General features: G+C 59.2%; 15 protein-coding genes and 2 pseudogenes. 13 read left to right on the forward strand and 4 right to left on the reverse strand.

What is annotated here, in order from left to right; translation table 11 throughout:
* The first annotated feature begins 109 nt into the window (after positions 1-109).
* A pseudogene (locus ACCQ07_RS16630) lies at positions 110-2,202 on the forward strand (bifunctional DedA family/phosphatase PAP2 family protein).
* Between the two features lie 410 nt (positions 2,203-2,612).
* Here ACCQ07_RS16630 and ACCQ07_RS16635 read toward each other — a convergent pair.
* The 4 genes from ACCQ07_RS16635 to ACCQ07_RS16650 form a co-directional block, all read right to left on the reverse strand.
* On the reverse strand, positions 2,613-3,497 hold the full coding sequence (locus tag ACCQ07_RS16635) for a bestrophin family protein (RefSeq protein ID WP_218496916.1): 885 nt from the start codon (positions 3,495-3,497) through the stop codon (positions 2,613-2,615).
* A gap of 286 nt (positions 3,498-3,783) precedes the next feature.
* A complete protein-coding gene (locus ACCQ07_RS16640) occupies positions 3,784-4,380 on the reverse strand; it encodes an LON peptidase substrate-binding domain-containing protein (protein ID WP_008577875.1) in 597 nt (198 codons plus the stop codon).
* Entirely contained in the window at positions 4,380-5,747 is a 1,368-nt protein-coding gene (gene mpl / locus ACCQ07_RS16645; RefSeq protein ID WP_206212847.1) for a UDP-N-acetylmuramate:L-alanyl-gamma-D-glutamyl-meso-diaminopimelate ligase, read from the reverse strand. The genes ACCQ07_RS16640 and mpl overlap by 1 nt, the downstream gene beginning before the upstream one ends.
* 352 nt (positions 5,748-6,099) lie before the next feature.
* On the reverse strand, positions 6,100-6,663 hold the full coding sequence (locus ACCQ07_RS16650; RefSeq protein WP_003483308.1) for an adenylate kinase: 564 nt from the start codon (positions 6,661-6,663) through the stop codon (positions 6,100-6,102).
* Positions 6,664-6,822: 159 nt separating this feature from the next.
* Between ACCQ07_RS16650 and ACCQ07_RS16655 the strand changes: the two genes are divergently transcribed.
* The 12 genes and pseudogenes from ACCQ07_RS16655 to ACCQ07_RS16710 all read left to right on the forward strand — a co-directional run bounded on the left by ACCQ07_RS16655 (position 6,823) and on the right by ACCQ07_RS16710 (position 19,596).
* Positions 6,823-8,079: a 6-phosphofructokinase gene (locus ACCQ07_RS16655; RefSeq protein WP_071117271.1), complete on the forward strand. Its 1,257-nt coding sequence runs from the start codon at positions 6,823-6,825 to the stop codon at positions 8,077-8,079.
* Between the two features lie 571 nt (positions 8,080-8,650).
* On the forward strand, positions 8,651-9,412 hold the full coding sequence (locus tag ACCQ07_RS16660; RefSeq protein ID WP_372363469.1) for a hypothetical protein: 762 nt from the start codon (positions 8,651-8,653) through the stop codon (positions 9,410-9,412).
* A gap of 50 nt (positions 9,413-9,462) precedes the next feature.
* Positions 9,463-10,590 (forward strand): TrbL/VirB6 family protein, encoded by a 1,128-nt coding sequence (locus ACCQ07_RS16665; RefSeq protein WP_218555707.1) that lies wholly within the window; start codon positions 9,463-9,465, stop codon positions 10,588-10,590.
* Between the two features lie 42 nt (positions 10,591-10,632).
* Complete coding sequence (locus ACCQ07_RS16670; RefSeq protein ID WP_218555550.1) at positions 10,633-11,148, forward strand: DUF4189 domain-containing protein; 516 nt, start codon at positions 10,633-10,635, stop codon at positions 11,146-11,148.
* A gap of 516 nt (positions 11,149-11,664) precedes the next feature.
* Complete coding sequence (locus ACCQ07_RS16675) at positions 11,665-12,249, forward strand: hypothetical protein (RefSeq protein ID WP_184438399.1); 585 nt, start codon at positions 11,665-11,667, stop codon at positions 12,247-12,249.
* Complete coding sequence (locus ACCQ07_RS16680) at positions 12,246-13,592, forward strand: Tle-like phospholipase domain-containing protein (RefSeq protein ID WP_218555549.1); 1,347 nt, start codon at positions 12,246-12,248, stop codon at positions 13,590-13,592. Before ACCQ07_RS16675 ends, ACCQ07_RS16680 begins: the two co-directional genes overlap by 4 nt.
* Before the next feature lie 92 nt (positions 13,593-13,684).
* Positions 13,685-14,695: pseudogene (locus tag ACCQ07_RS16685) on the forward strand (TrbL/VirB6 family protein); the annotation flags it as partial.
* 59 nt (positions 14,696-14,754) lie between these two features.
* The gene (locus tag ACCQ07_RS16690; protein ID WP_218496903.1) at positions 14,755-15,300 is read left to right on the forward strand and encodes a DUF4189 domain-containing protein; all 546 of its coding nucleotides are present in this window, start codon (positions 14,755-14,757) and stop codon (positions 15,298-15,300) included.
* 634 nt (positions 15,301-15,934) lie between these two features.
* Positions 15,935-16,519, forward strand: coding sequence for a hypothetical protein (locus ACCQ07_RS16695; RefSeq protein ID WP_228735458.1), 585 nt, complete (start codon positions 15,935-15,937; stop codon positions 16,517-16,519).
* Complete coding sequence (locus ACCQ07_RS16700) at positions 16,516-17,865, forward strand: Tle-like phospholipase domain-containing protein (protein WP_372363471.1); 1,350 nt, start codon at positions 16,516-16,518, stop codon at positions 17,863-17,865. The genes ACCQ07_RS16695 and ACCQ07_RS16700 overlap by 4 nt, the downstream gene beginning before the upstream one ends.
* Positions 17,866-17,902: 37 nt before the next feature.
* The gene (locus ACCQ07_RS16705; protein WP_503255983.1) at positions 17,903-19,042 is read left to right on the forward strand and encodes a TrbL/VirB6 family protein; all 1,140 of its coding nucleotides are present in this window, start codon (positions 17,903-17,905) and stop codon (positions 19,040-19,042) included.
* Positions 19,043-19,059: 17 nt separating this feature from the next.
* The gene (locus ACCQ07_RS16710; RefSeq protein WP_083347984.1) at positions 19,060-19,596 is read left to right on the forward strand and encodes a DUF4189 domain-containing protein; all 537 of its coding nucleotides are present in this window, start codon (positions 19,060-19,062) and stop codon (positions 19,594-19,596) included.
* Positions 19,597-19,863 lie beyond the last annotated feature (267 nt).

Below are 19,863 nucleotides of genomic sequence, written 5' to 3' on the forward strand. Positions count from 1 at the left end.
CGGCGCGCGCGCGTGCGGCAGCTGCATGGCCGCAACCTCAGGTGAAGCCGATCCCCCGATGTGAGGACGATGCAGGTCAGGCGCCGCCGCGCCCACCTATAATTCAGGTATGAACTCATGGATCGACGCCACGCTGGAGTGGATCGGACACCACCCCACCTTGGCTGGCGTGGTGATCTTTGGCATCGCATTTTGTGATGCGGTGATCGTGCTGGGCGCCATCGTGCCTGCGTTGCCGTTGCTGTTCGCCATTGGCGTGCTCATCGGGCTCGGGCAGATCAACGGCCCCTATGCGGTGGTGTGCGCCACCCTGGGCGCCTTCGTTGGCGATGCGCTGAGCTTCTGGGTCGGCCATCGCTGGGGCCATCAGCTGCACACCTACTGGCCATTCCGGCGTTACCCGCAACTGCTGGAACGCGGCGAGCTGCTGTTCCGCCGCAATGCCTTCAAAAGCATCCTGATTGCGCGCTACGTGGGTGCAGTGCGCCCGTTCGTGCCGGCGATTGCCGGCATGTCGCGCATGCCCTTCAAACGGTATCTGGTCGCCAGCGGCCTGGCCTGCGTGTCGTGGGCGTTGTTGTTCCTGGTGCCCGGCTGGGTGCTGGGCACGGCCTACGACGCAGTGGCCGCGGTGGCCGGGCGCCTATTTGTGGTGGTTGCCTTGCTGGCGGCCGTGATCGGGCTTGCCTGGGCGGTGGTGCTGTATTCGTATCGCTGGTCGGCCGGTCACCTGGATGCCTTGCTGGCGCGCCTGCTGGAGTGGTCGCACCGGCATCCGGTCCTGGGGAATTGGTCGGTCGGCGTCTTCGACCCACGCCGTCGCGAATCGGTGCCGCTGGCCATGATGGCCTTGATGCTCTTGCTGCTCGGCTGGGGCTGGTTTGTGCTGCTGATGGTGGTGCTGGCGCATGGCGAGCCGCTGCGCGTGGATCTGGCCGTGCACGACCTGATGCTGGCGCTGCGTAATCCGTTGGCCGACTACCCGATGGTGGCGCTGGCCTCGTTGGGCGACTGGCAGGTGCTGTTGCCGGCCATTGCCGCCGCGATGGGCTATCTGGCCTGGCGCCGTCGCTGGATGGCCGTGGCCCATTGGGTCATCGCGCTGGCGTTCGGCCTGGCGCTCACGCAGCTGCTTGGCGCCACCGTGCAGGTGGTGCGCCCGCCTGCGGCCAGCAGCGGTTTCGGCTTTCCGTCGGTTGCGGTCACCATGGCCACGATCGCCTTCGGCTTTTTCGCGCTGTTGATCGCGCGCGAGTTGCCTGGCCGCCGCCGCGTGTGGCCGTATCTGGTCAGCGGCGCCATCGTCTCGCTGATCGGTTTTGCGCGTTTGTACCTCGGTGCGCACTGGCTCAGCGACGTCGTCGGCGGCATGTTGTTCGGCATCTTCTGGCTGCTGGTGCTGGGTATTGCCTACCGTCGCCGTGCCACGCGCGCGTTCTGGGTCAAGCCGGTGTCGTGGATCTTCTACGGGGTGTTCGTGAGCTGCGCAATTTATTTTGCGCCGCGCAACCTCGACCTCAAGCTGGCCAAGTTCGAACCGCCGCCGCCGGCAGTGATGGAGTTACCCGCAAACGCGTGGTGGGAAGACCAATGGCGCCTGCTGCCGGCACGCCGCAACGAATTCGACGACGATCAGCGTTGGCCGCTGGACGTCCAGTTGGCCGGCCCGCTCGCCCCGCTGCAGCGCCAGCTCCAGGCGCGCGGCTGGCGGGTCCAGCCGCAGGCGGGCTGGGAACAGGCGCTGCACCTGCTCGACGTCAGCGGCCGCCCGGACGAAGTGCCGATTCTGCCGGCCACGCTGGATACCCAGGTCGAGGCCCTGTTGATGGTGCGCCACGCCGCGCCCGGCCACGTGCATGTGCTGCGTCTGTGGCCGGCGGCAGCGCGCCTGCAGCCGGATGCACAACCGCTGTGGGTGGGCAGCACCCAGACCTTGCGCTACAGCCGCCATTTCAGCCTGATCGGGCTGTGGTACCCGCTGCGCGGCGTCGATCCTGCACTGAGCGCATTGCGCGAGGCACTCGGCCCGCTGCCCCATCGCATGGAACAGCGTCGTCGCTCGCAGGTGCCGGTGATCCTGATCGACAGCACCTCGGGCAGTGCAGTGCAGTGCGTGGCGAGAACAAAGACAACGCCGCGCCGGGGACGGATACCGCTGCGTCCGATCCTGCTGCATCGGGTCCGCCACAACAACGCCGTTGATCGATCGGGCAACAGGCGATTGGCCGGCGATCGCGTGGTTGGGTCGAGATGGGGTGTCAGCGACAGCTGTTGAGCCCTGTCTCGATGGTGACGTGCTGGCGCCGTCTGGAGGCCGCTGAATTTTCAGGGTGAACGCTTAGTTCGTCGAGCACGGCGCCCTCGCCGCTTGCGGGACACGCCGTGACCCATCCGTGGGGCTCGATGGCGGCATGGATGCCGCGTAAGAGCTTACAAGGACGTACTTGGCAGCGTGTCCCGCGATGGTGGGCGGGCAAGGGCCCTGCAGAAAACTCGCCGTTGGCCGCTCCACAGCTGCCTGCACCGTTCAATCGCCTCTCAAGGCAAACGATAAGATGCGAATCAGCGCAGTTCGGCGATGCAAAGGCCGCATTGGTCTGGCGCGCGACACCTCACCACAACACGCCATCCACTGGCTGCATCGGCTCCGGCGCTTGCTCACCAATTGCCTGAAGCGCATCGATCTCCACCGTGCGGCACATGGTATCCAGCGGCAGGTCGTGGATAGTGTTGGCGAATGGGTCGACCAACTCGTCGCCGATCTTCAGCACCGCCAGAAACATCAGGCCGGCCACTGTCGATCCCACCGGCGTGGCGTACTGCAGCGTTTCCACCAAGCCGATTGGCAGCAGCACGCAGAACAGCCGCGTAAACAGGTTCGGATAGAAGCGATATTGATACGGCAGCGGCGTATTTTTCAGGCGCTCCATGCCGCCTTGCGCGTTGGCGATGTCCACCAGAATGCGTTCGACGCTGGCCTGCTGGATGCTGTCGATCCAGCCCTCACGACGCGCCTGCTCGACGCTGCGCCCGGTGGTATCGAGCAACCCGTTTGCCACGTTGGTGCGCACCACCACCGCCGCCGCTTCGTCGGCATCCACATGCGGGGACAACGCCATCACCACCGGCAACCGGCGCAGTTGGCAGCGCAGCGCGTTGACATAGGCAATCTGGCGCAGCGCAATGGTGCGCCCAAGATCGCCGGCTTCCGGTGTGGACAGGATACTGACGCTCAAGCGCACCAGATTACGCGAGGCATTGATCATCTGGCCCCACAGCACCCGCCCCTCCCACCAGCGTTGATAGGTGGAATTGGCGCGAAAGCCCAGGAACAACGCCAGCGCAGAACCAAAGATGGTCAGCGGCAACGCCGGCGCACGGAACGGCAGCACGTAGTAAATGATGGTGATCAACACATCCCATACGAACAATACCGCCAGGGTCCGCCAGACCTGGCTGATCACATCTGCCACACGCGGCTTTACATCGACAATCAAAGGCACACCCCATCAAAAGAAACGAGTGACGCCATTGCGCGCATCCAGTGCATGGATGCGGTCGGTAGCGCACTCAAGCGTGCGCAGTGTGCCGTTGCCACGGTGCAAGCACGGTGATGGGGCCGATCGAAACCATTGCCCACGCGGCCGGCGTGATGGAAGGCGTCGCGAGTGGCCATCCGTTGGGTGTGCACGGCGTGCGGGAACACAGCGCACACGTGGCGCATGAAAGTTCGGAGCGCAGCCCGTACCCATGTGGCGGGCGCAGCCGTGTTAGCAGCCGCTCTTAAGGCATCCAGGCCAGCAATTGGTCCAGCCGCCGATGCGGATCGTCCTGCTGCAACAGCGAGAGCCGCTGCTGCTCGGTCAATGGCAGCAGCTCGGCCAACCGCCAACCAACCCAGGCGGCCTGATCCATCAACCCCGGTCCCACCGATGCAAATTCGCCACCCACCTGCTCCAGCATGCGCTCCAGCACCGTGGACAGCAGGCCGTGCTCGGGCCGCAATTCGTCGTCCGGATCCGGTTCGCGCCAGGCGACATCTCCCACCACCAGACCGTTATCGCGAATGCGCGAGCGCTGTACGTGGAAACGCCGCGTGCCACGCAAGCGCAGCACCAGCACGCCGTCGGCGCCCACATCGAAATCCTCGATGCGTACTTCTGTACCGAACGCGGCCGGCGTAGCCGGCACGCCGACTTCGTTGCCTTCCAGGATCAGGCACACGCCGAAGCTTGTGCCGTTACGGCCGCATTCGCGTACCAGATCCAGATAGCGGCGTTCAAACACGCGCAAGCCCATCGCCGCGCCAGGCAACAGCACGCTGTGCAAGGGGAACAGCGGCAACGCGCTGGTGTCTGCAGTGGCGGGGATCGGCACCATCAGGACAACTGCGCCAGGAAACGACGCGGCGCACCGTCGAAGCCACCGTTGGACATGAACACCACATGGTCTCCGGGCCGGGCAATTTCGCCCAGCGCGCGCAGCAAGGCATCCACGTCCTGCACCACGCGCGCCTCGCCGCGCACCTTCGCAATGATCGGTGCCGCGTCCCAGGCCAGTTCCGGCCGATGCAGAAACACCACTGCATCGGCATCGTGCAACGACGGCGCCAGTGCCTGGGCATGCGCGCCCAGCCGCATCGAATTGCTGCGCGGCTCCATTGCCACCACAACACGCGCCGCACCGACCTTTGCACGCAGACCCTGCAACGTCGTCGCGATGGCGGTGGGATGGTGCGCAAAGTCGTCGTACACGGTGATCGCGCGCGCGCTACCGATGACTTCCAGCCGCCGCTTGACGCTCTGGAACTGTGCCAGTGCCGGCATCACCGTCGCCGGATCCACACCCACCGCCTGCACCGCCGCCAGCGCCGCCAACCCGTTCAGGACGTTGTGCCGCCCAACCAGGGGCCACTGCACCTGGCCAATTTCCACGCCACGGTGCAGCACCGCAAACGCGCTGCCATCGGCCGCGATCAACCGCGCGCTCCAGTCCAGCGACGCATCGAACCCGAATCGCTCCACCGGCGTCCAGCATCCCATCGCCAGCACCTCGGTCAGGTGCGCGTCTTCGCCGTTGACGATCAGGCGACCGCGCGCGGGCACCGTGCGCACCAGGTGGTGGAACTGGCGCTGGATGGCCGCCACGTCCGGGAAGATGTCGGCGTGGTCGTATTCCAGGTTATTGAGGATCGCCACCAACGGCCGGTAGTGCACGAACTTGCTGCGCTTGTCGAAAAACGCGGTGTCGTATTCGTCGGCTTCCACCACGAATTCGCGCCCCTGGCCCAGTCGCGCCGACACGCCGAAATCTTCGGCCACACCACCGATCAGAAACCCGGGCGCGCGCCCGGCCGCCTCCAGCAGGTAGCTCAGGATGGTGGTGGTGGTGGTCTTGCCGTGGGTGCCGGCCACGGCCAGCGTGTCGCGGCCGGGCAATACCTGCTCGGCCAGCCATTGCGCGCCGGAGGTGTACCGGCGGCCGGCATCCAGCACCGCCTCCACCGCCGGATTGCCGCGCGAAAGCGCATTACCGACAACCACGTCGGTCGCATCCGGCGAAATATTGGACGGCGCATAGCCCTGCGCCAACGCAATGCCCAGCGTTTCCAGCTGTGTGGACATCGGCGGATAAATGGCCTGGTCGCTGCCTTCCACCTGCCAGCCCAGCTCACGCGCCAGGGCGGCCACACCGCCCATGAAAGTTCCGGCGATGCCGAGAATGTGGAGTTTGCTCATGCCGCCCATTGTCGCCGATCGCCGCAGTTGCCGGACATTCCATTCCAGCGCACGCCCAAGTGTCGGGGATTTCCTACCGTACTGTCGGGAATTTCCCGATGTGCGAACCCGGTCACATCCCTCACTATGCTGAACGCCAGTCGCAGCATCCCTTTGGTCCTACTCCCCAAGAGGCCAAATCCCCAGGGAGCTCATGCTGTTGGGGCTCTGAGCAAGCCTACTACTGGCGTTATTCTGCCCCGGGCGTCTTGTACGTCCGGGGTTTTTCTTTTGGCACCACTGCCCGGGCGATCACGGCGAGAACACGGCGCGACCAGACGCCGCGCCTGCGGCCGGGCCTTGCGCCCGGCCCATTGCCGACTCAGCGGCCGAGCGCCTTGCTGATGCGTTCCAGCACTTCGTCCAGCGAACCCACGCCGTCCACGCGCGCCAACTTGCCGCGCTGCTCGTAGAAGCCGATGACCGGTGCGGTGGAATCGGTATAGACCTGCAGCCGCTTGCGCACCGATTCGGGGTTGTCGTCTTCGCGGCCTTCGGCCTTGGCACGACCGGCGATGCGCTCGACCAGCAATTCGCTGGCCACATCCAGCTGCACCACGGCATCCAGCGGCTGGCCGATCTTGCCGAGCAGCTCGTCCAGCGCATTGGCCTGGGCCACGTTGCGCGGGTAGCCGTCCAGGATGAAACCCTTGGCCACATCGGCCTGGCCGAGGCGCGCCTCCAGCATGCCGAGCAGGATGTCGTCGGACACCAGGTCCCCGCGTGCCATCACTTCCTTGGCCTTCAACCCCAGCGGCGAGCCAGCGGCCACTTCGGCGCGCAACAGGTCGCCGGTGGAAATGTGCGGAATATCAAACGTGTCTTTGAGACGTGTCGCCTGGGTGCCCTTGCCCGAACCGGGCGGTCCCAATAGAACCAATCGCATCAGTGGACTCCACTTTCGAATAAAAACGCGTTGCGGTGGGCGGCGTTAGACTCACGTCTTCGCCGGCGCTGACCGTATGGTCGTGCAGCTTACCGCATCCGGGGAATGTCCCGGCACTGTCCCCTGCGCCATGTCCCCATGTGAGGAGTCTGTCCCCCTATGACCACTGGCAACCTGCTCTATGCCCAATCCGGCGGCGTCACCGCCGTCATCAACGCCACTGCAGCCGGCGTCATCGCCGAAGCGCGCGCACGCAAGATCAAGGTGCTGGCCGCACGCAACGGCATCCTGGGCGCCTTGCGCGAGGAATTGATCGACACCTCCAAAGAGTCCGCCGCCGCCATTGCCGCCCTGGCGCAGACGCCCGGCGGTGCATTCGGCTCGTGCCGCTACAAGCTCAAATCGCTGGAAGAAGACAGCGCCAAGTACGAGCGCCTGCTCGACGTGCTGCGCGCGCACGACGTCCGCTGGTTCCTCTACAACGGCGGCAACGACTCGGCCGACACCGCGTGGAAGGTCTCGCAGCTCGCAAAGGCCTATGGGTACCCGCTGCACTGCATCGGCGTGCCAAAGACCATCGACAACGATCTGGCGGTGACCGACACCTGCCCCGGCTTCGGCTCGGCGGCCAAGTACACCGCCGTCTCGGTACGCGAGGCCGCACTGGATGTCGCCGCCATGGCCGACACCTCCACCAAGGTCTTCATCTATGAGGCGATGGGCCGCCATGCCGGCTGGCTGGCCGCAGCGGCAGGCCTGGCCGGGCAAGACCCGGACGACGCCCCGCAGATCATCCTGCTGCCCGAACGCGCCTACGACCAGGCTGCATTCCTGGCCAAGGTGAAACAGGTCGTGGACAAGGTGGGCTGGTGCGTGGTGGTGGCCAGCGAGGGCATCCAGGACGCACACGGCAAGTTCGTCGCCGATGCCGGCGGCGCGGCCGACTCGTTCGGCCATGCACAGCTCGGCGGCGTGGCCTCGTTCCTGGCCGCACAGGTCAAGCAGGAGCTCGGCTACAAGGTGCATTGGACGCTACCCGATTACCTGCAGCGCTCCGCGCGCCATCTGGCATCGAAGACGGACTGGGAACAGGCGCAAGCGGTCGGCAAGGCCGCCGTGCAGTACGCGATCAAGGGCATGAACGCGGTGATCCCGGTGATCGAACGCGTCAGCGACGCACCATACCGCTGGAAGATCGTGCCTGCACCCCTGCACAAGGTGGCCAATCACGAAAAGAAGATGCCGCCCAGCTTCCTGCGCAAGGACGGCTTCGGCATCACCGAACGCGCCCGCCGCTATTTCGCCCCGTTGATCAAGGGCGAAGCGCCGCTGGCCTACGGCAGCGATGGCTTGCCGAAGTATGTGAGTTTGAAGAATGTCGCGGTGGCGAAGAAGTTGCCGGCTTGGGAAGGGTGAACCGGAAGCGATCGTCTTCAGCCAGAGCTGCCACTATCGCAAGCCTTGCGCAGGCGGAACCGGTGTACTGTCGAGAACCGGTGCACTGCCGCCGATCTGCAATGTCCGCACTCCGCACCATGGTCAAGCTACGGCCAACCTCGGGCGCCACCCGGCCGCCCATTGGTATCCGAGAGATAGGCCGCGCCGGCAAATGCCGCGATTGACTGTAGGACTTTTCCTACAGATGCCCGGCAGACCAAGACAGGCGTGCGACTTGGCGGGAGTGAAGGCGGGGGCGCCCCATTGGCTCGGTAGAAATTTGGTTAACTGTGTGCCACAGTTCGCACCAAACCTGCCTCATCGCGCATAAGGATCATGGCTTCAGCAGGCAATCCTCTCCAACGCCCCAAGGCGGCAGTTCCTGTCGCAGGCTGCCTGCGTGCGGAAAGAAGCGGCCTCACTCATTCGCGACGAGCCGATGATTTATAACGCCAGCGCTGCTTGCTGACCAAGCGAGCGGCCCTCACGTCTGTTCCCGCTGCACTGTTCCTGCCACCTATCTACACCGTAAAGATCGACGAGACTCGCCATGACCGCACGTTCCCGCCGCCTCCGCCATCCGATTTCCCGCCTTGCCGCCAGCTTGCTGCTAAGCATCGGGCTGTATGCAGGGTCTGCCAACGCGCAGGTCGTCGTGACCAACCCGACAGGCATGGCAAAGGATCTCAAGGAATATGCAGAACAGGCCAAGCGCTGGACCGAAACGATCAAGCAGTATCAACAGCAGTTGCAGCATTACCAGCAGCAGCTCATCAAGTTGCAGCGCCTGCAGTTCAATGAGCTTCCACTCGAAAACAACTTCGTTTTGCGCGATTCGAATTTTGGGATGGACGCCTACTGTCCCGGAGCCTCTGGCATTGGGGGCATCGTAGAAAAAATGGTGCCGATTTCGTTGGGTTCGCTGACTGGTAACGATTTGCGAGAAAAGCAGACCGAAGTTTGCAGGCAAATTGTGATTGCACAAAACGCGCAATACAACGAGGCGGTCTTGATGATCCAGCGCCTGGTGGAACGCGCCAGAGACTTCGAACGTGTGCAACGCCAGCGCGATAGCGGGGGAGACAAGCAAGGAGCGCTCGCTGCAAACGACAACGAAGTTCAGCGTTATGCGGCACGCAACGCGATGGAGCTCAGCCACTGGGAAGCCAGGATGAAGGCCTATGACATCTACATCGCAGGCCTCAAGGATGACCAGAGCCTGCTAGCCAAGCGCGCGCTCGAAGGCGACAAGAACAACCTTTTCGGGCAGGTCATCCAGGCAGCCGCACTGAAGATTGCGCTGTCTAAGTAAATGCATTGGCGGGCAACCGAAGCCTCATCACGGTACATAGGCAGATAGCAATGGACGTTTTGTTTCAGGGCGGAATGAACTGGTTGCAGCCCTTGGCGGATGCCAATCTCGGCGACTTCGTTTTCTTCAAGTTGGTCAACGACTACTTCAACAGCGAAATCCAGGACTTCGGCATGGACCTGATGAAGCGGGCCATGCGCTGGGTCAGCGCCATCGCGTTGACCGTCACCACGCTGTGGATACTGATTCTTGGCTACCGCATCGCCACCGGGCAATCGCGCGAGAGTGCGATGGCCACCATGATCAAGGCCGGCAAGGTGGCCCTCATCATCAGCTTTGCCTCGGCCCTGGGCGCCAATGGCGCCATGCTGCATCAAAGCATGACCCAGAATCTGGACAAGGAGATCCACACCCTGTTCACCGGCAAGGAAAGCACCGCTGCCGATGCCATCGACGAGAACCTGGCCTACACCCAGATTGCGCTGGCCACGTTGGATGCGGTACGGGTGGAGTCCACTGAGCCGGAAATGTTGGAGAAAAAAGGTCGCGCCATGCTGATGGCTGGCTTCGGCACCGCCAGCCCACCGATGGCCGCGGGGGCGATGCTGCTGCTGTTCAAGTTCACCATGGCCTTCTTGATCGGCATCGGACCCATCTTCATCCTGGCGCTGGTCTTCGACCAGACCAAGGATCTGTTCAAGAAGTGGCTGTTCTACATCATCGGCACGCTGTTCTCGATGGCCATGCTGTCGGTGGTCACGTCCATGGTGCTCAAGTTCACCGCCAAGGTGGCCGCGGCGTACTGGGCGGTCAAGTTCATTCCATTCGGTAATGCCGAAGGCCTGTCCAGCCAGGCGCTGCAGCAAGGCGGCATCGGCCTGATCATGACCATGCTCATCGTCACCATACCCACCATCGCCGCCGCGCTATGGCAGGGCAATATGGGCACGTTCTTGACCTACACAGCATTCAATAGTGCGGCATCCCCAGGCCCCCAGGGGCAGCCGGCTGGGTCGTATATGCCGCAGCAGGCGCCTAGAAATAACAGTCAAGGAGATGAGCGCAGCACAGAGACAGCAAACGCTACTAAGGCAATCGCTGGAGGTTCAACTCCAACATATACCCAGGCACCAGGCTCACGAGGGAACGCCAGCAGAAGTGAAGGTAGTGCTACGTAGCCAACCTGGTTACTTAGTTATTGGAATGCGGTGAATTTTCTAATGAAAATATATAAATTTTTATTTTTACTCTTTTTTATAAATGCCTTCCCTGCTCTGGCAGAACAGGGGTGCCCCCCTGGGCAATACCCTATCGGAGGACAGGGTGTAGCGGCATGCGCACCAATTCCTCAAGGGAACTCTAGCAATCAAGCTCCTCGACCACTCGGCAAGTGGCTTAAGACTTGGGGCGCTGTCGCCCATGATCCCGTTGATGGGGTGCTAGGTGTCTCGTCAGGAAAATTGTCTAAACGAGATGCTGAAAAAGATGCGCTTATGAAATGCGCCGAAGCTGGAGGAACTAGGTGCAAAGACTGGGTAAGCTACCAAAATCAGTGTGCCGCAGTGGCCGGCCCGCAAAAAAATGGGGTCAATGTTGCTGGAGCATTACAATTTTCCAGGGGTCCATCTCTCGAAGATGTGAGACGCAAAGCGGAAAACGAGTGCACCTCTTCAAGCGGATTTGCATGCACCATTCTTTATTCGAATTGCTCGGAACAAGTATTCAAAGCCTATTAAACCCCAATTTTCTACTAAATATTATTTAATTGGGAACCTTATAATTCTATGGTGTTGCTGCCCTCAACCATTAGTTTCACATCTCTCGCAAAATACTACTAAGCCCATCACGAATAATGACTTGGACTACCGGCACCTATACGACCACTAGTCCAGGCCAGTGCAGTATCAGCTTAGATATTCTGGCGCACCACCCTATTGCGATTAGGCGCAGCAGCCTAAAATTCGAGCAGCGTCACAGTGCAGTAGCTGACTTCAAACCCGTGGATGACTTGCAGCTTCCCCGACAGCTTTAGTCAACTCGGGCGTGTTAGACGATAGCCGACCTTGAATTTACGGACCCTGCTAATTTGCGTTGGCAGATGTCAAGGGTAGTACGGTCGCACCCACGGCGGACCAAACTGTATTTTTATCGCAGAATCTGTGCGAGCAGCAAAATTATATCCAATGATGCCAATAACTGTCAGTCGTTTCGCCTTCCTCCTCATGCCATTCTTCTTTGCAGGATGCAAGCCCATGAATGCCCCCGGTGAGCCCTCGTCCCCCTACAACGTAGACACCGATCCGATCTATCGGAAGAACCCGCATCCGGCGCAGGCTTATCGCATTACCATGACGATTGACGATGCGCCAGGTCCCTTTGACTGGATCTCGGGTACGGCGTTTTACGAAATGACCAACCGCGATGCGTGCACTCCCTTTGATCGTTCGCTAGGCATGTCGACAAAGCCTAAAGAAGATGGGATTCCTATCCACTTCGAGAAACGGGATGCATCCACCTATGTTGCGACGATCTATGCCGATGGCATGGTCGATGCAGACTATTACGGCAAGGGCGTGTGCGTCTTTGAACTCAATGGAGTCGGCATCTCGTTGAAGGCCACTGGAAGAAAAGAGGAGACGCGGTTTCAGCCAGTTCTTTTTAAAAGCGAAATCCATAGCTCAGCGCCCAAGATTACCTATTTCTGGAAAGGTCGTTACCCCAAGGAAGATATGGAAAACTTCCCTGATGGCGGTCGACTTTCTCTCGATCAATTCAATGATGACGCGCGAAACAATATTTTCAAAGTCACCTTGATCGCAGAGAGGATTCAGTTATGAGCCTCACGAGCCAGCAGTATGCAGCGCTTTCGAAGGATGTTTACGACCGTCCCGAGCAAGTCGGAGCGAACAGTAGCCCAGTAGATATTGGCGGAATCTCTTATCGCCGCCTAGAGTACGCCGATACCGCATCAGGCTACCAAGGAATTATTTATCAACGTGTCGACACAAACGAAATTATCGTTGCTCACCGAGGAACGGAATTCGAGCGTCAGCCAAAACAAGATGGTGCCTACGCGGATGGTGGCATGGTTGCTGCACGTCATAACCGCCAGGTGGATGATGCGCTTGAACTGACACAACATGCTTTGGCTTATGCGCAAAAAATGGGCAAAGATGGAGCGCTCCCCGAAGTCACAGTCACCGGCCACTCGCTCGGCGGCGACTTGGCGCAAGTTGCGGCACATCACTACAGCCTCAAGGGCGAGACCTTCAATGCGTACGGTGCGGTCAGCCTGGACCGGCGCATTCCCGAAGGTGGCACCGATGTCATCAATCATGTGATGGCTGGCGATGCCGTCAGTGCTGCCAGCAAGCACTACGGTCAGGTGAAGGTCTATGCCTCCTCCCGTGAGATCGCCTTGCTGGAACAGGCTGGCTACGACAATACCCACAGCGCTTTGGATGCGCGCAATCCAGCAGTGGCCATCCCGCTCGGTGACTCGCACCGCATCCATAACTTCCTACCTGTCGATGGCAACGGCAAGCCGGATCGCTCAGTGCTGGAAGACCCCAAGTCGCAGCAGCTGGCGCAGCAGTACGCGCCGATGATCGACAAGTACCGCGACGATGTGGCGCTCTTGCGCGGCGGCTTGACGCTGGCATCGCGGCAAATGCAGTCCATGAACGTGGTCGATGGCATCAATCATCTGCGCGGCCCCTTGGCGCCAGGTGCCGGTGCAGCTGAGATGGCAGCCGAGCGCTGGAAGGAAACGCAGCAACGCATGGAGCGCGAAGACAAGCCGGTCTACGTGGCCCCTGGCTGGAAGCTGCCACTGGGCACTACTCCCGAGCGCTGCGTAGATCCCGGCGCGGCGGCCATGTCCAATGATCCGTTGTACCGCTCCATCCACAGCAAGTTGCCGCAGGGCACGTCCGATGCCGTGGCCCTGCATGCCACTTTGGAAGCCAAGCGCGCCGGCATCGTCAACGTCGACCAGCTGCGCAGCGTCACCGTGCAAGACGGCAACGCCTGGATCGTCGGCAACACGCCGGGCTTCCGCGCCAAGGTCGATCTGGCAGCGGAAGCACCACCCGCGCAGGAAAGTTTGCGCCAGTCACAGGCTTTGGATACGCAGCGCTCGCAAGAGATTTCCCAGCCCTCGCCTGCGCGTGTACTCTGAGAATTGTTGCCCTTGCAGCAGAGCGCACGATGCGTATGCAAGCAATCACTGCATGTCCCAGCTTTAATCCCTCTGCCAGATCTGAGGGAGGCGGCATGGATTTGATGAAGCGCGCCATGCGCTGGGTCAACGCCATCGCGCTGACGATCACCACGCTGTGGGTGCTGATTCTGGGTTACCGCATCGCCACCGGGCAATCGCGCGAGAGTGCGATGGCCACCATGATCAAGGCCGGCAAGGTGGCCCTCATCATCAGCTTTGCCTCGGCCCTGGGCGCCAATGGCGCCATGCTGCACCAAAGCATGACCCAGAACCTGGACAAGGAAATCCATCGCCTGTTCACCGGCGATGAGGGTACCGCCGCCGATGCCATCGACGAGAACCTGGCCTACACGCAGGTCGCAATGGCCACACTGGATGCGGTGCGCGTCGATCCAGCCCAGCCGGAAGTGCTGGAGAAGAAAGGCCGCGCCATGCTGATGGCAGGCTTCGGCACCGCCAGCCCACCGATGGCCGCCGGCGCGATGCTGCTGCTGTTCAAGTTCACCATGGCCTTCTTGATCGGCATCGGGCCCATCTTCATCCTGGCGCTGGTCTTCGACCAGACCAAGGACCTGTTCAAGAAGTGGCTGTTCTACGTCATCGGCACCTTATTCTCGATGTCGATGCTGTCGGTGGTCACGGCCATGGTGCTCAAGTTCACCGCCAAGGTGGCAGCGGCCTACTGGGCGGTCAAGTTCATCCCCCTGGTCAGCGCCGAAGGCCTCTCCAGCCAGGCGCTACAGCAAGGCGGTATCGGACTGATCATGACGATGCTCATCATCACCGTCCCCACCATTGCCGCCGCGCTATGGCAGGGCAATATGGGCACGTTCCTCACTTACACAGCGTTTAATAATGCGGCATCCCCTGGCCCGCAGGGGCAGCCGGCGGGGTCGTACTCAGCTCCCGCGAAAAATTCTGAGACTTCTCGTAGCTCAGAAAATCTTAGTACATTGAATAATGGTGGAGCTTCTACTGGATATTCCCAACCCCCAGTTCAACAAAATCCCGGAAGTCGTGGCTTAGCAAGTCAAAACAGTAACGACCGCCTATCTTCCTAAGACTTTCATTAATCTAGTACTAAATTCCGCCTTTAAAATAGGTCGAAAAGTTAGCAGTCATGAAAATTTTCACAAGCCCTTATAGTGCATTTACGTTGTATTTCTTAATTGCATATTCAACAAACGTGCTTGCTGAAGGCAGCTGCCCGCCAGGCCAATATCCTATAGGCGGCCAAGGAATAGCCGCCTGCGCTCCAATTCCGCAAGGCAATTCTAGCTCTGAGCAAAGCTACCCAAGCGGAAAATGGGTTAAAACTTGGGGCGCGGTAGCAGTTGGAACACTCAATAACACCCCTTATTACGGGGTTCCGACTGGGAGAAAATCAAAATCAGATGCAACCAAGGATGCGTTAAATCTTTGCGCCAAAAAGGGCCCCACTAACTGCAAGGTAACATTGACTTATTTTAATCAATGCGCAGCCATAGCTGAGCCACAAAATGCATCAGGCGAGGTTGACATGAAAGGAAATGTGATAGCGGTCGGAAAAGCATCACTAGAAGAAGCGAAGCAATATGCAACAGAAGAGTGCCAAAAAGACAATAAAACCTCCGAATGCAAAGTTATATATAACAAGTGCTCAGAACCTTTCTTTAAAGAGTTCTGATTTCACAGAATCTAGGCAACTAAAAATTTAGGTAGATACAACGGAAGCGTGTCACAAAATTGCCTATCTTTCTCTTAGATTTTACTAAGCACCTTAACTTAACAGTCTTCAGCACAGATGGGTGAGTAATGATGACACCCCTTACTATATTAAAGCAACGATCTATTCAGTTCCTGGGCGCTAGGCCCCTCTATCACTTACTGGTTTCTATCGACCCAGGCACATCCACCTGTACAGTGGCTAATTCGTATCGCCTCAATGAGAGCATGCGCTCAGATCTTTGCGCACATGGACCATCTTCTATCAGCACTATAGCCAGAATAGTCCAACTAGCGGCATTGAATAGTAATTGGTGACTGACGCATTCATGGCTTTGGTGTTTTTTAAGGCCTTACTTTTCCACCTGTAACGTGTTGATCGACATATTGGCTGCTTGGCGCCCGCTGATCCAGCCAATTGCATTATCGCGGTGGCGCGACGCCAGAAGTAGCGTGGACCACCTCCATTTGGGCCTAAACTGCGCATCTTCATTGCATAGTGCGCGCAGGCAGCAGAAGCATCCCAAATGACCCCCATGATCATCAGCCGTTTCGCTTTACTCCTCATGCCCTTCTTCTTTGCAGGATGCAATCCCATGAATGCCCCATCCTCACAAGCTGACGCAACGCACAGTCGTCCCGATCCGGTCTATCAGAAGAATCCGCATCCTACTCAGGCGTATCGCATCACTTTGACGATTGAAGATGCGCCAGGACCGTTTGAATGGATCTCCGGCACGGCCTTCTACCAGATAACCAACCATAAGCAATGCACGCCCATCGAGCCCATTGCCGGTGTATGGAGCAAGTCTGATGAGGATGGCATACCTATTCACTTTGAGAAGCTAGATGCCTCCACATATACTGGGACGATCTATGCCGACGGCATGGTTGATGCTGACTATTATGGCAAAGGCGTGTGCGTATTTGAGCTAAATGGGGTTGGCATCTCGCTAAAGGCCACCGGGAAAAACGAGGAAACACGGTTTCAGCCAGTTTTATTCAAAAGCGAAATTTATAGCTCAACCCCTAAGATTACTTATTTCTGGAAAGGCCGTTACCCCAAAGAAGATATCGACAACTTCCCCGATGGCGGGCGTCTTGCAGAAGATCAGTTTAATGATAGCGCAAGAAAAAACATCTTTAGGGTGACATTGACCACGAAGAAGGCAACGCCATGAGCATAACAAGCCAACAGTATGCAGCGCTCTCGGACGATGTCTATAAGCCCCCTGGGGAGACGGGCTCCAACAGCACACCTGAAAATATTGGTGGCATTTCCTATCGCCGTATCGAATACGTCGATAGCCCCTCGGGTTACCAAGGCATCATTTATCAGCGTGTCGATACAAACGAAATAATTGTCGCTCACCGCGGCACAGAGCCAGAACGACAGCCAAAAGAGGATGTCGTCTACGCCGATGGCGGAATGTTGGCTGTGCGCCACAACAACCAAGCCTTAGAAGCGATTGAGTTGACGCGACATGCGTTGGCTTACGCGCAAAAAACAAGCAAGGATGGAGCGCTCCCCGAAGTCACCGTCACCGGTCACTCGCTTGGCGGCGATCTAGCCCAAGTCACCGCACATCATTATGGCCTCAAAGGCGAGACCTTCAACGCCTACGGCTCGGTCAGTCTTGATCGTCGCATTCCAGAAGGCGGCACACATGTAATCAATCACATAATGGCAGGCGATGCAGTCAGTGCTGCCAGCAAGCATTATGGCCAGGTCAAGATCTACGCCATGCCAGAAGAAATCGCCGCTTTGCAGAAAGCCGGTTATGCCAACGACCGCAGTGTGCTGGATGACCGCAATCCACTTGTCGCAGTGGAGTTGGGCGACTCGCATCGCATGCATAACTTTCTGCCCGTCGATACCAACGGCAAGCCAGATCGCTCGGTGTTGGAAGATCCCAAGTCGCAACAGCTGGCACAGCAGTATGCGCCGATGATCGACAAGTACCGTGACGATGTCGCGCTCTTGCGCAGCGGCCTGACACTGGCATCGCGCAGCGCCCAATCGATGAACCTAACCGATGCCATCAATCACTTGCGCGGCACGCTAGCCCCTGGTGCCGGCGCGGCGGAAATGGCGGCAGAGCGCTGGAAGGAAACGCAACAGCGCATGGAGCGCGAAGACAGGCCGGTCTATGTGGCTCCTGGCTGGAAGCTGCCTCTGGGCAATACCCCGGAGCGTTGCGTAGATCTGGACGCGGCGGCCATGTCCAACGATCCGCTGTACCGGTCCATCCACAGCAAACTGCCGCAGGGCACCGCCGATGCCGTGGCCATGCATGCGACTGTGGAAGCCAAACGCGCTGGCATCGTCAACGTCGACCAGCTACGCAGCGTGACCGTGCAGGATGGCAATGCCTGGATTGTTGGCAACACCCCGGGCTTCCGCACCAAAGTGGATCTGGCAGCGGACGTCCCTCCGTTGCAAGAGAGCCAACAGCAGTTGCGCGCGCTGGATGCGCAACGGGCGCAGCCGGAGATGACCACACCGACACCGACGCGTGTAATGTAAGACCATGACCGCGCGGATCGCACCGATGACTGACCCGATGCCCACTGCTGCGGCAGCTTGGTGTGCACCGCGTGCGGCAAACTGGTATCCGCCCTTGGCGGATGCCAATCTCGGCGACTTCGTTTTCTTCAAGTTGGTCAACGACTACTTCAACAGCGAAATCCAGGACTTCGGCATGGACCTGATGAAGCGGGCCATGCGCTGGGTCAGCGCCATCGCGTTGACCGTCACCACGCTGTGGATACTGATTCTTGGCTACCGCATCGCCACCGGGCAATCGCGCGAGAGTGCGATGGCCACCATGATCAAGGCCGGCAAGGTGGCCCTCATCATCAGCTTTGCCTCGGCCCTGGGCGCCAATGGCGCCATGCTGCATCAAAGCATGACCCAGAATCTGGACAAGGAGATCCACACCCTGTTCACCGGCAAGGAAAGCACCGCTGCCGATGCCATCGACGAGAACCTGGCCTACACCCAGATTGCGCTGGCCACGTTGGATGCGGTACGGGTGGAGTCCACTGAGCCGGAAATGTTGGAGAAAAAAGGTCGCGCCATGCTGATGGCTGGCTTCGGCACCGCCAGCCCACCGATGGCCGCGGGGGCGATGCTGCTGCTGTTCAAGTTCACCATGGCCTTCTTGATCGGCATCGGACCCATCTTCATCCTGGCGCTGGTCTTCGACCAGACCAAGGATCTGTTCAAGAAGTGGCTGTTCTACATCATCGGCACGCTGTTCTCGATGGCCATGCTGTCGGTGGTCACGTCCATGGTGCTCAAGTTCACCGCCAAGGTGGCCGCGGCCTACTGGGCGGTCAAGTTCATCCCCCTGGTCAGCGCCGAAGGCCTCTCCAGCCAGGCGCTACAGCAAGGCGGTATCGGACTGATCATGACGATGCTCATCATCACCGTCCCCACCATTGCCGCCGCGCTATGGCAGGGCAATATGGGCACGTTCCTCACTTACACAGCGTTTAATAATGCGGCATCCCCTGGCCCGCAGGGGCAGCCGGCTGGGTCGTATATGCCGCAACAGGCTCCTAAAGATAATTCAGTTACACCGCCATCATCTCTAGGTTCAGCGGATCAGAGGGTTTCCGGCACTCCGCAAGCACCTCCGCCTCAAGAGGGTAGTGGTTCTAGAGGTGTCGCTAATCAGGGCGCCAGTCGGCTGACTTGAGTCGAATTGAGGTATTTATGAAATTGGGCTGGGCATTGATTTTTTCCACGCTTTGGACAGCGAATATTGCTAAGGCGGAGCAGGGCTGTCCGCCGGGCCAGTATCCTATTGGCGGCCAAGGTGTAGCTGCGTGCGCACCAATTCCGCAAGGAAATTCGACCGAACAGCAATCTCGCCCAAGTGGTAAATGGATAAAAACGTGGGGAGCTATAGCGATGGGGTCTGTCGACTCTGTTTTTAGCTACGGCGTAACTACTGGCAAGCTGTCGAAATCTGAGGCTGAAAAGGATGCACTGAATCGTTGCGCCTCCCATGGCGAAAAAAACTGCCAGATTGGGCTTGCCTACAAAAATCAATGCGCTGCTATCGCTGAGCCAAAAGTTAACGGGAAACCATTTTCAAGTGGCCTTTCGAATTTTGTCGGTGCGGGCACTACCATGGAAGCAAGTAATGTCGCTTTGGAAAGGTGCAGAATTGAAAATAGATCCACGCCGGGAGTGGAGTGCAAGATTATCTATGAGGCATGCTCGGAGCCTATATTCAAAGCTTATTGATCAATATTTTAACTAGAGGCTTTACTGCGGGCATTTCTCAAAGCTAGGTCTGCCGGCCGACTACTGCTCCCTGTTGGCCAGCCACCGGAACGGTTACAGTTAGGAACTTTTGCCGGCTCAACGCAGTGTCTGCTCAGATGTTTGCGCGCTTCTACCCTGTCGCATACGACCCGAAAATCTGAGCTAGGTACCGGTAATAGTTGGCTTCTAGTGTATTAATTTCGCGTAGCCTTGCAGGCAGTCATGGCTCATGCGGACCGCTTATTT

Source organism: Xanthomonas sp. NCPPB 3583, from assembly GCF_041475715.2.
GTDB classification, from domain to species: Bacteria; Pseudomonadota; Gammaproteobacteria; order Xanthomonadales; family Xanthomonadaceae; genus Xanthomonas; species Xanthomonas euvesicatoria.

Coding starts and splice junctions, on each gene's coding strand:
- ACCQ07_RS16640 (WP_008577875.1), bottom strand. CDS start 4,380: ATGGTGCCGATCCCCGCCACTGCAGACACCAGCGCGTTGCCGCTGTTC.
- mpl (WP_206212847.1), bottom strand. CDS start 5,747: ATGGGCGGCATGAGCAAACTCCACATTCTCGGCATCGCCGGAACTTTC.
- ACCQ07_RS16650 (WP_003483308.1), bottom strand. CDS start 6,663: ATGCGATTGGTTCTATTGGGACCGCCCGGTTCGGGCAAGGGCACCCAG.
- ACCQ07_RS16655 (WP_071117271.1), top strand. CDS start 6,823: ATGACCACTGGCAACCTGCTCTATGCCCAATCCGGCGGCGTCACCGCC.
- ACCQ07_RS16660 (WP_372363469.1), top strand. CDS start 8,651: ATGACCGCACGTTCCCGCCGCCTCCGCCATCCGATTTCCCGCCTTGCC.
- ACCQ07_RS16665 (WP_218555707.1), top strand. CDS start 9,463: ATGGACGTTTTGTTTCAGGGCGGAATGAACTGGTTGCAGCCCTTGGCG.
- ACCQ07_RS16670 (WP_218555550.1), top strand. CDS start 10,633: ATGAAAATATATAAATTTTTATTTTTACTCTTTTTTATAAATGCCTTC.
- ACCQ07_RS16675 (WP_184438399.1), top strand. CDS start 11,665: ATGAATGCCCCCGGTGAGCCCTCGTCCCCCTACAACGTAGACACCGAT.
- ACCQ07_RS16680 (WP_218555549.1), top strand. CDS start 12,246: ATGAGCCTCACGAGCCAGCAGTATGCAGCGCTTTCGAAGGATGTTTAC.
- ACCQ07_RS16690 (WP_218496903.1), top strand. CDS start 14,755: ATGAAAATTTTCACAAGCCCTTATAGTGCATTTACGTTGTATTTCTTA.
- ACCQ07_RS16695 (WP_228735458.1), top strand. CDS start 15,935: ATGAATGCCCCATCCTCACAAGCTGACGCAACGCACAGTCGTCCCGAT.
- ACCQ07_RS16700 (WP_372363471.1), top strand. CDS start 16,516: ATGAGCATAACAAGCCAACAGTATGCAGCGCTCTCGGACGATGTCTAT.
- ACCQ07_RS16705 (WP_503255983.1), top strand. CDS start 17,903: ATGCCCACTGCTGCGGCAGCTTGGTGTGCACCGCGTGCGGCAAACTGG.
- ACCQ07_RS16710 (WP_083347984.1), top strand. CDS start 19,060: ATGAAATTGGGCTGGGCATTGATTTTTTCCACGCTTTGGACAGCGAAT.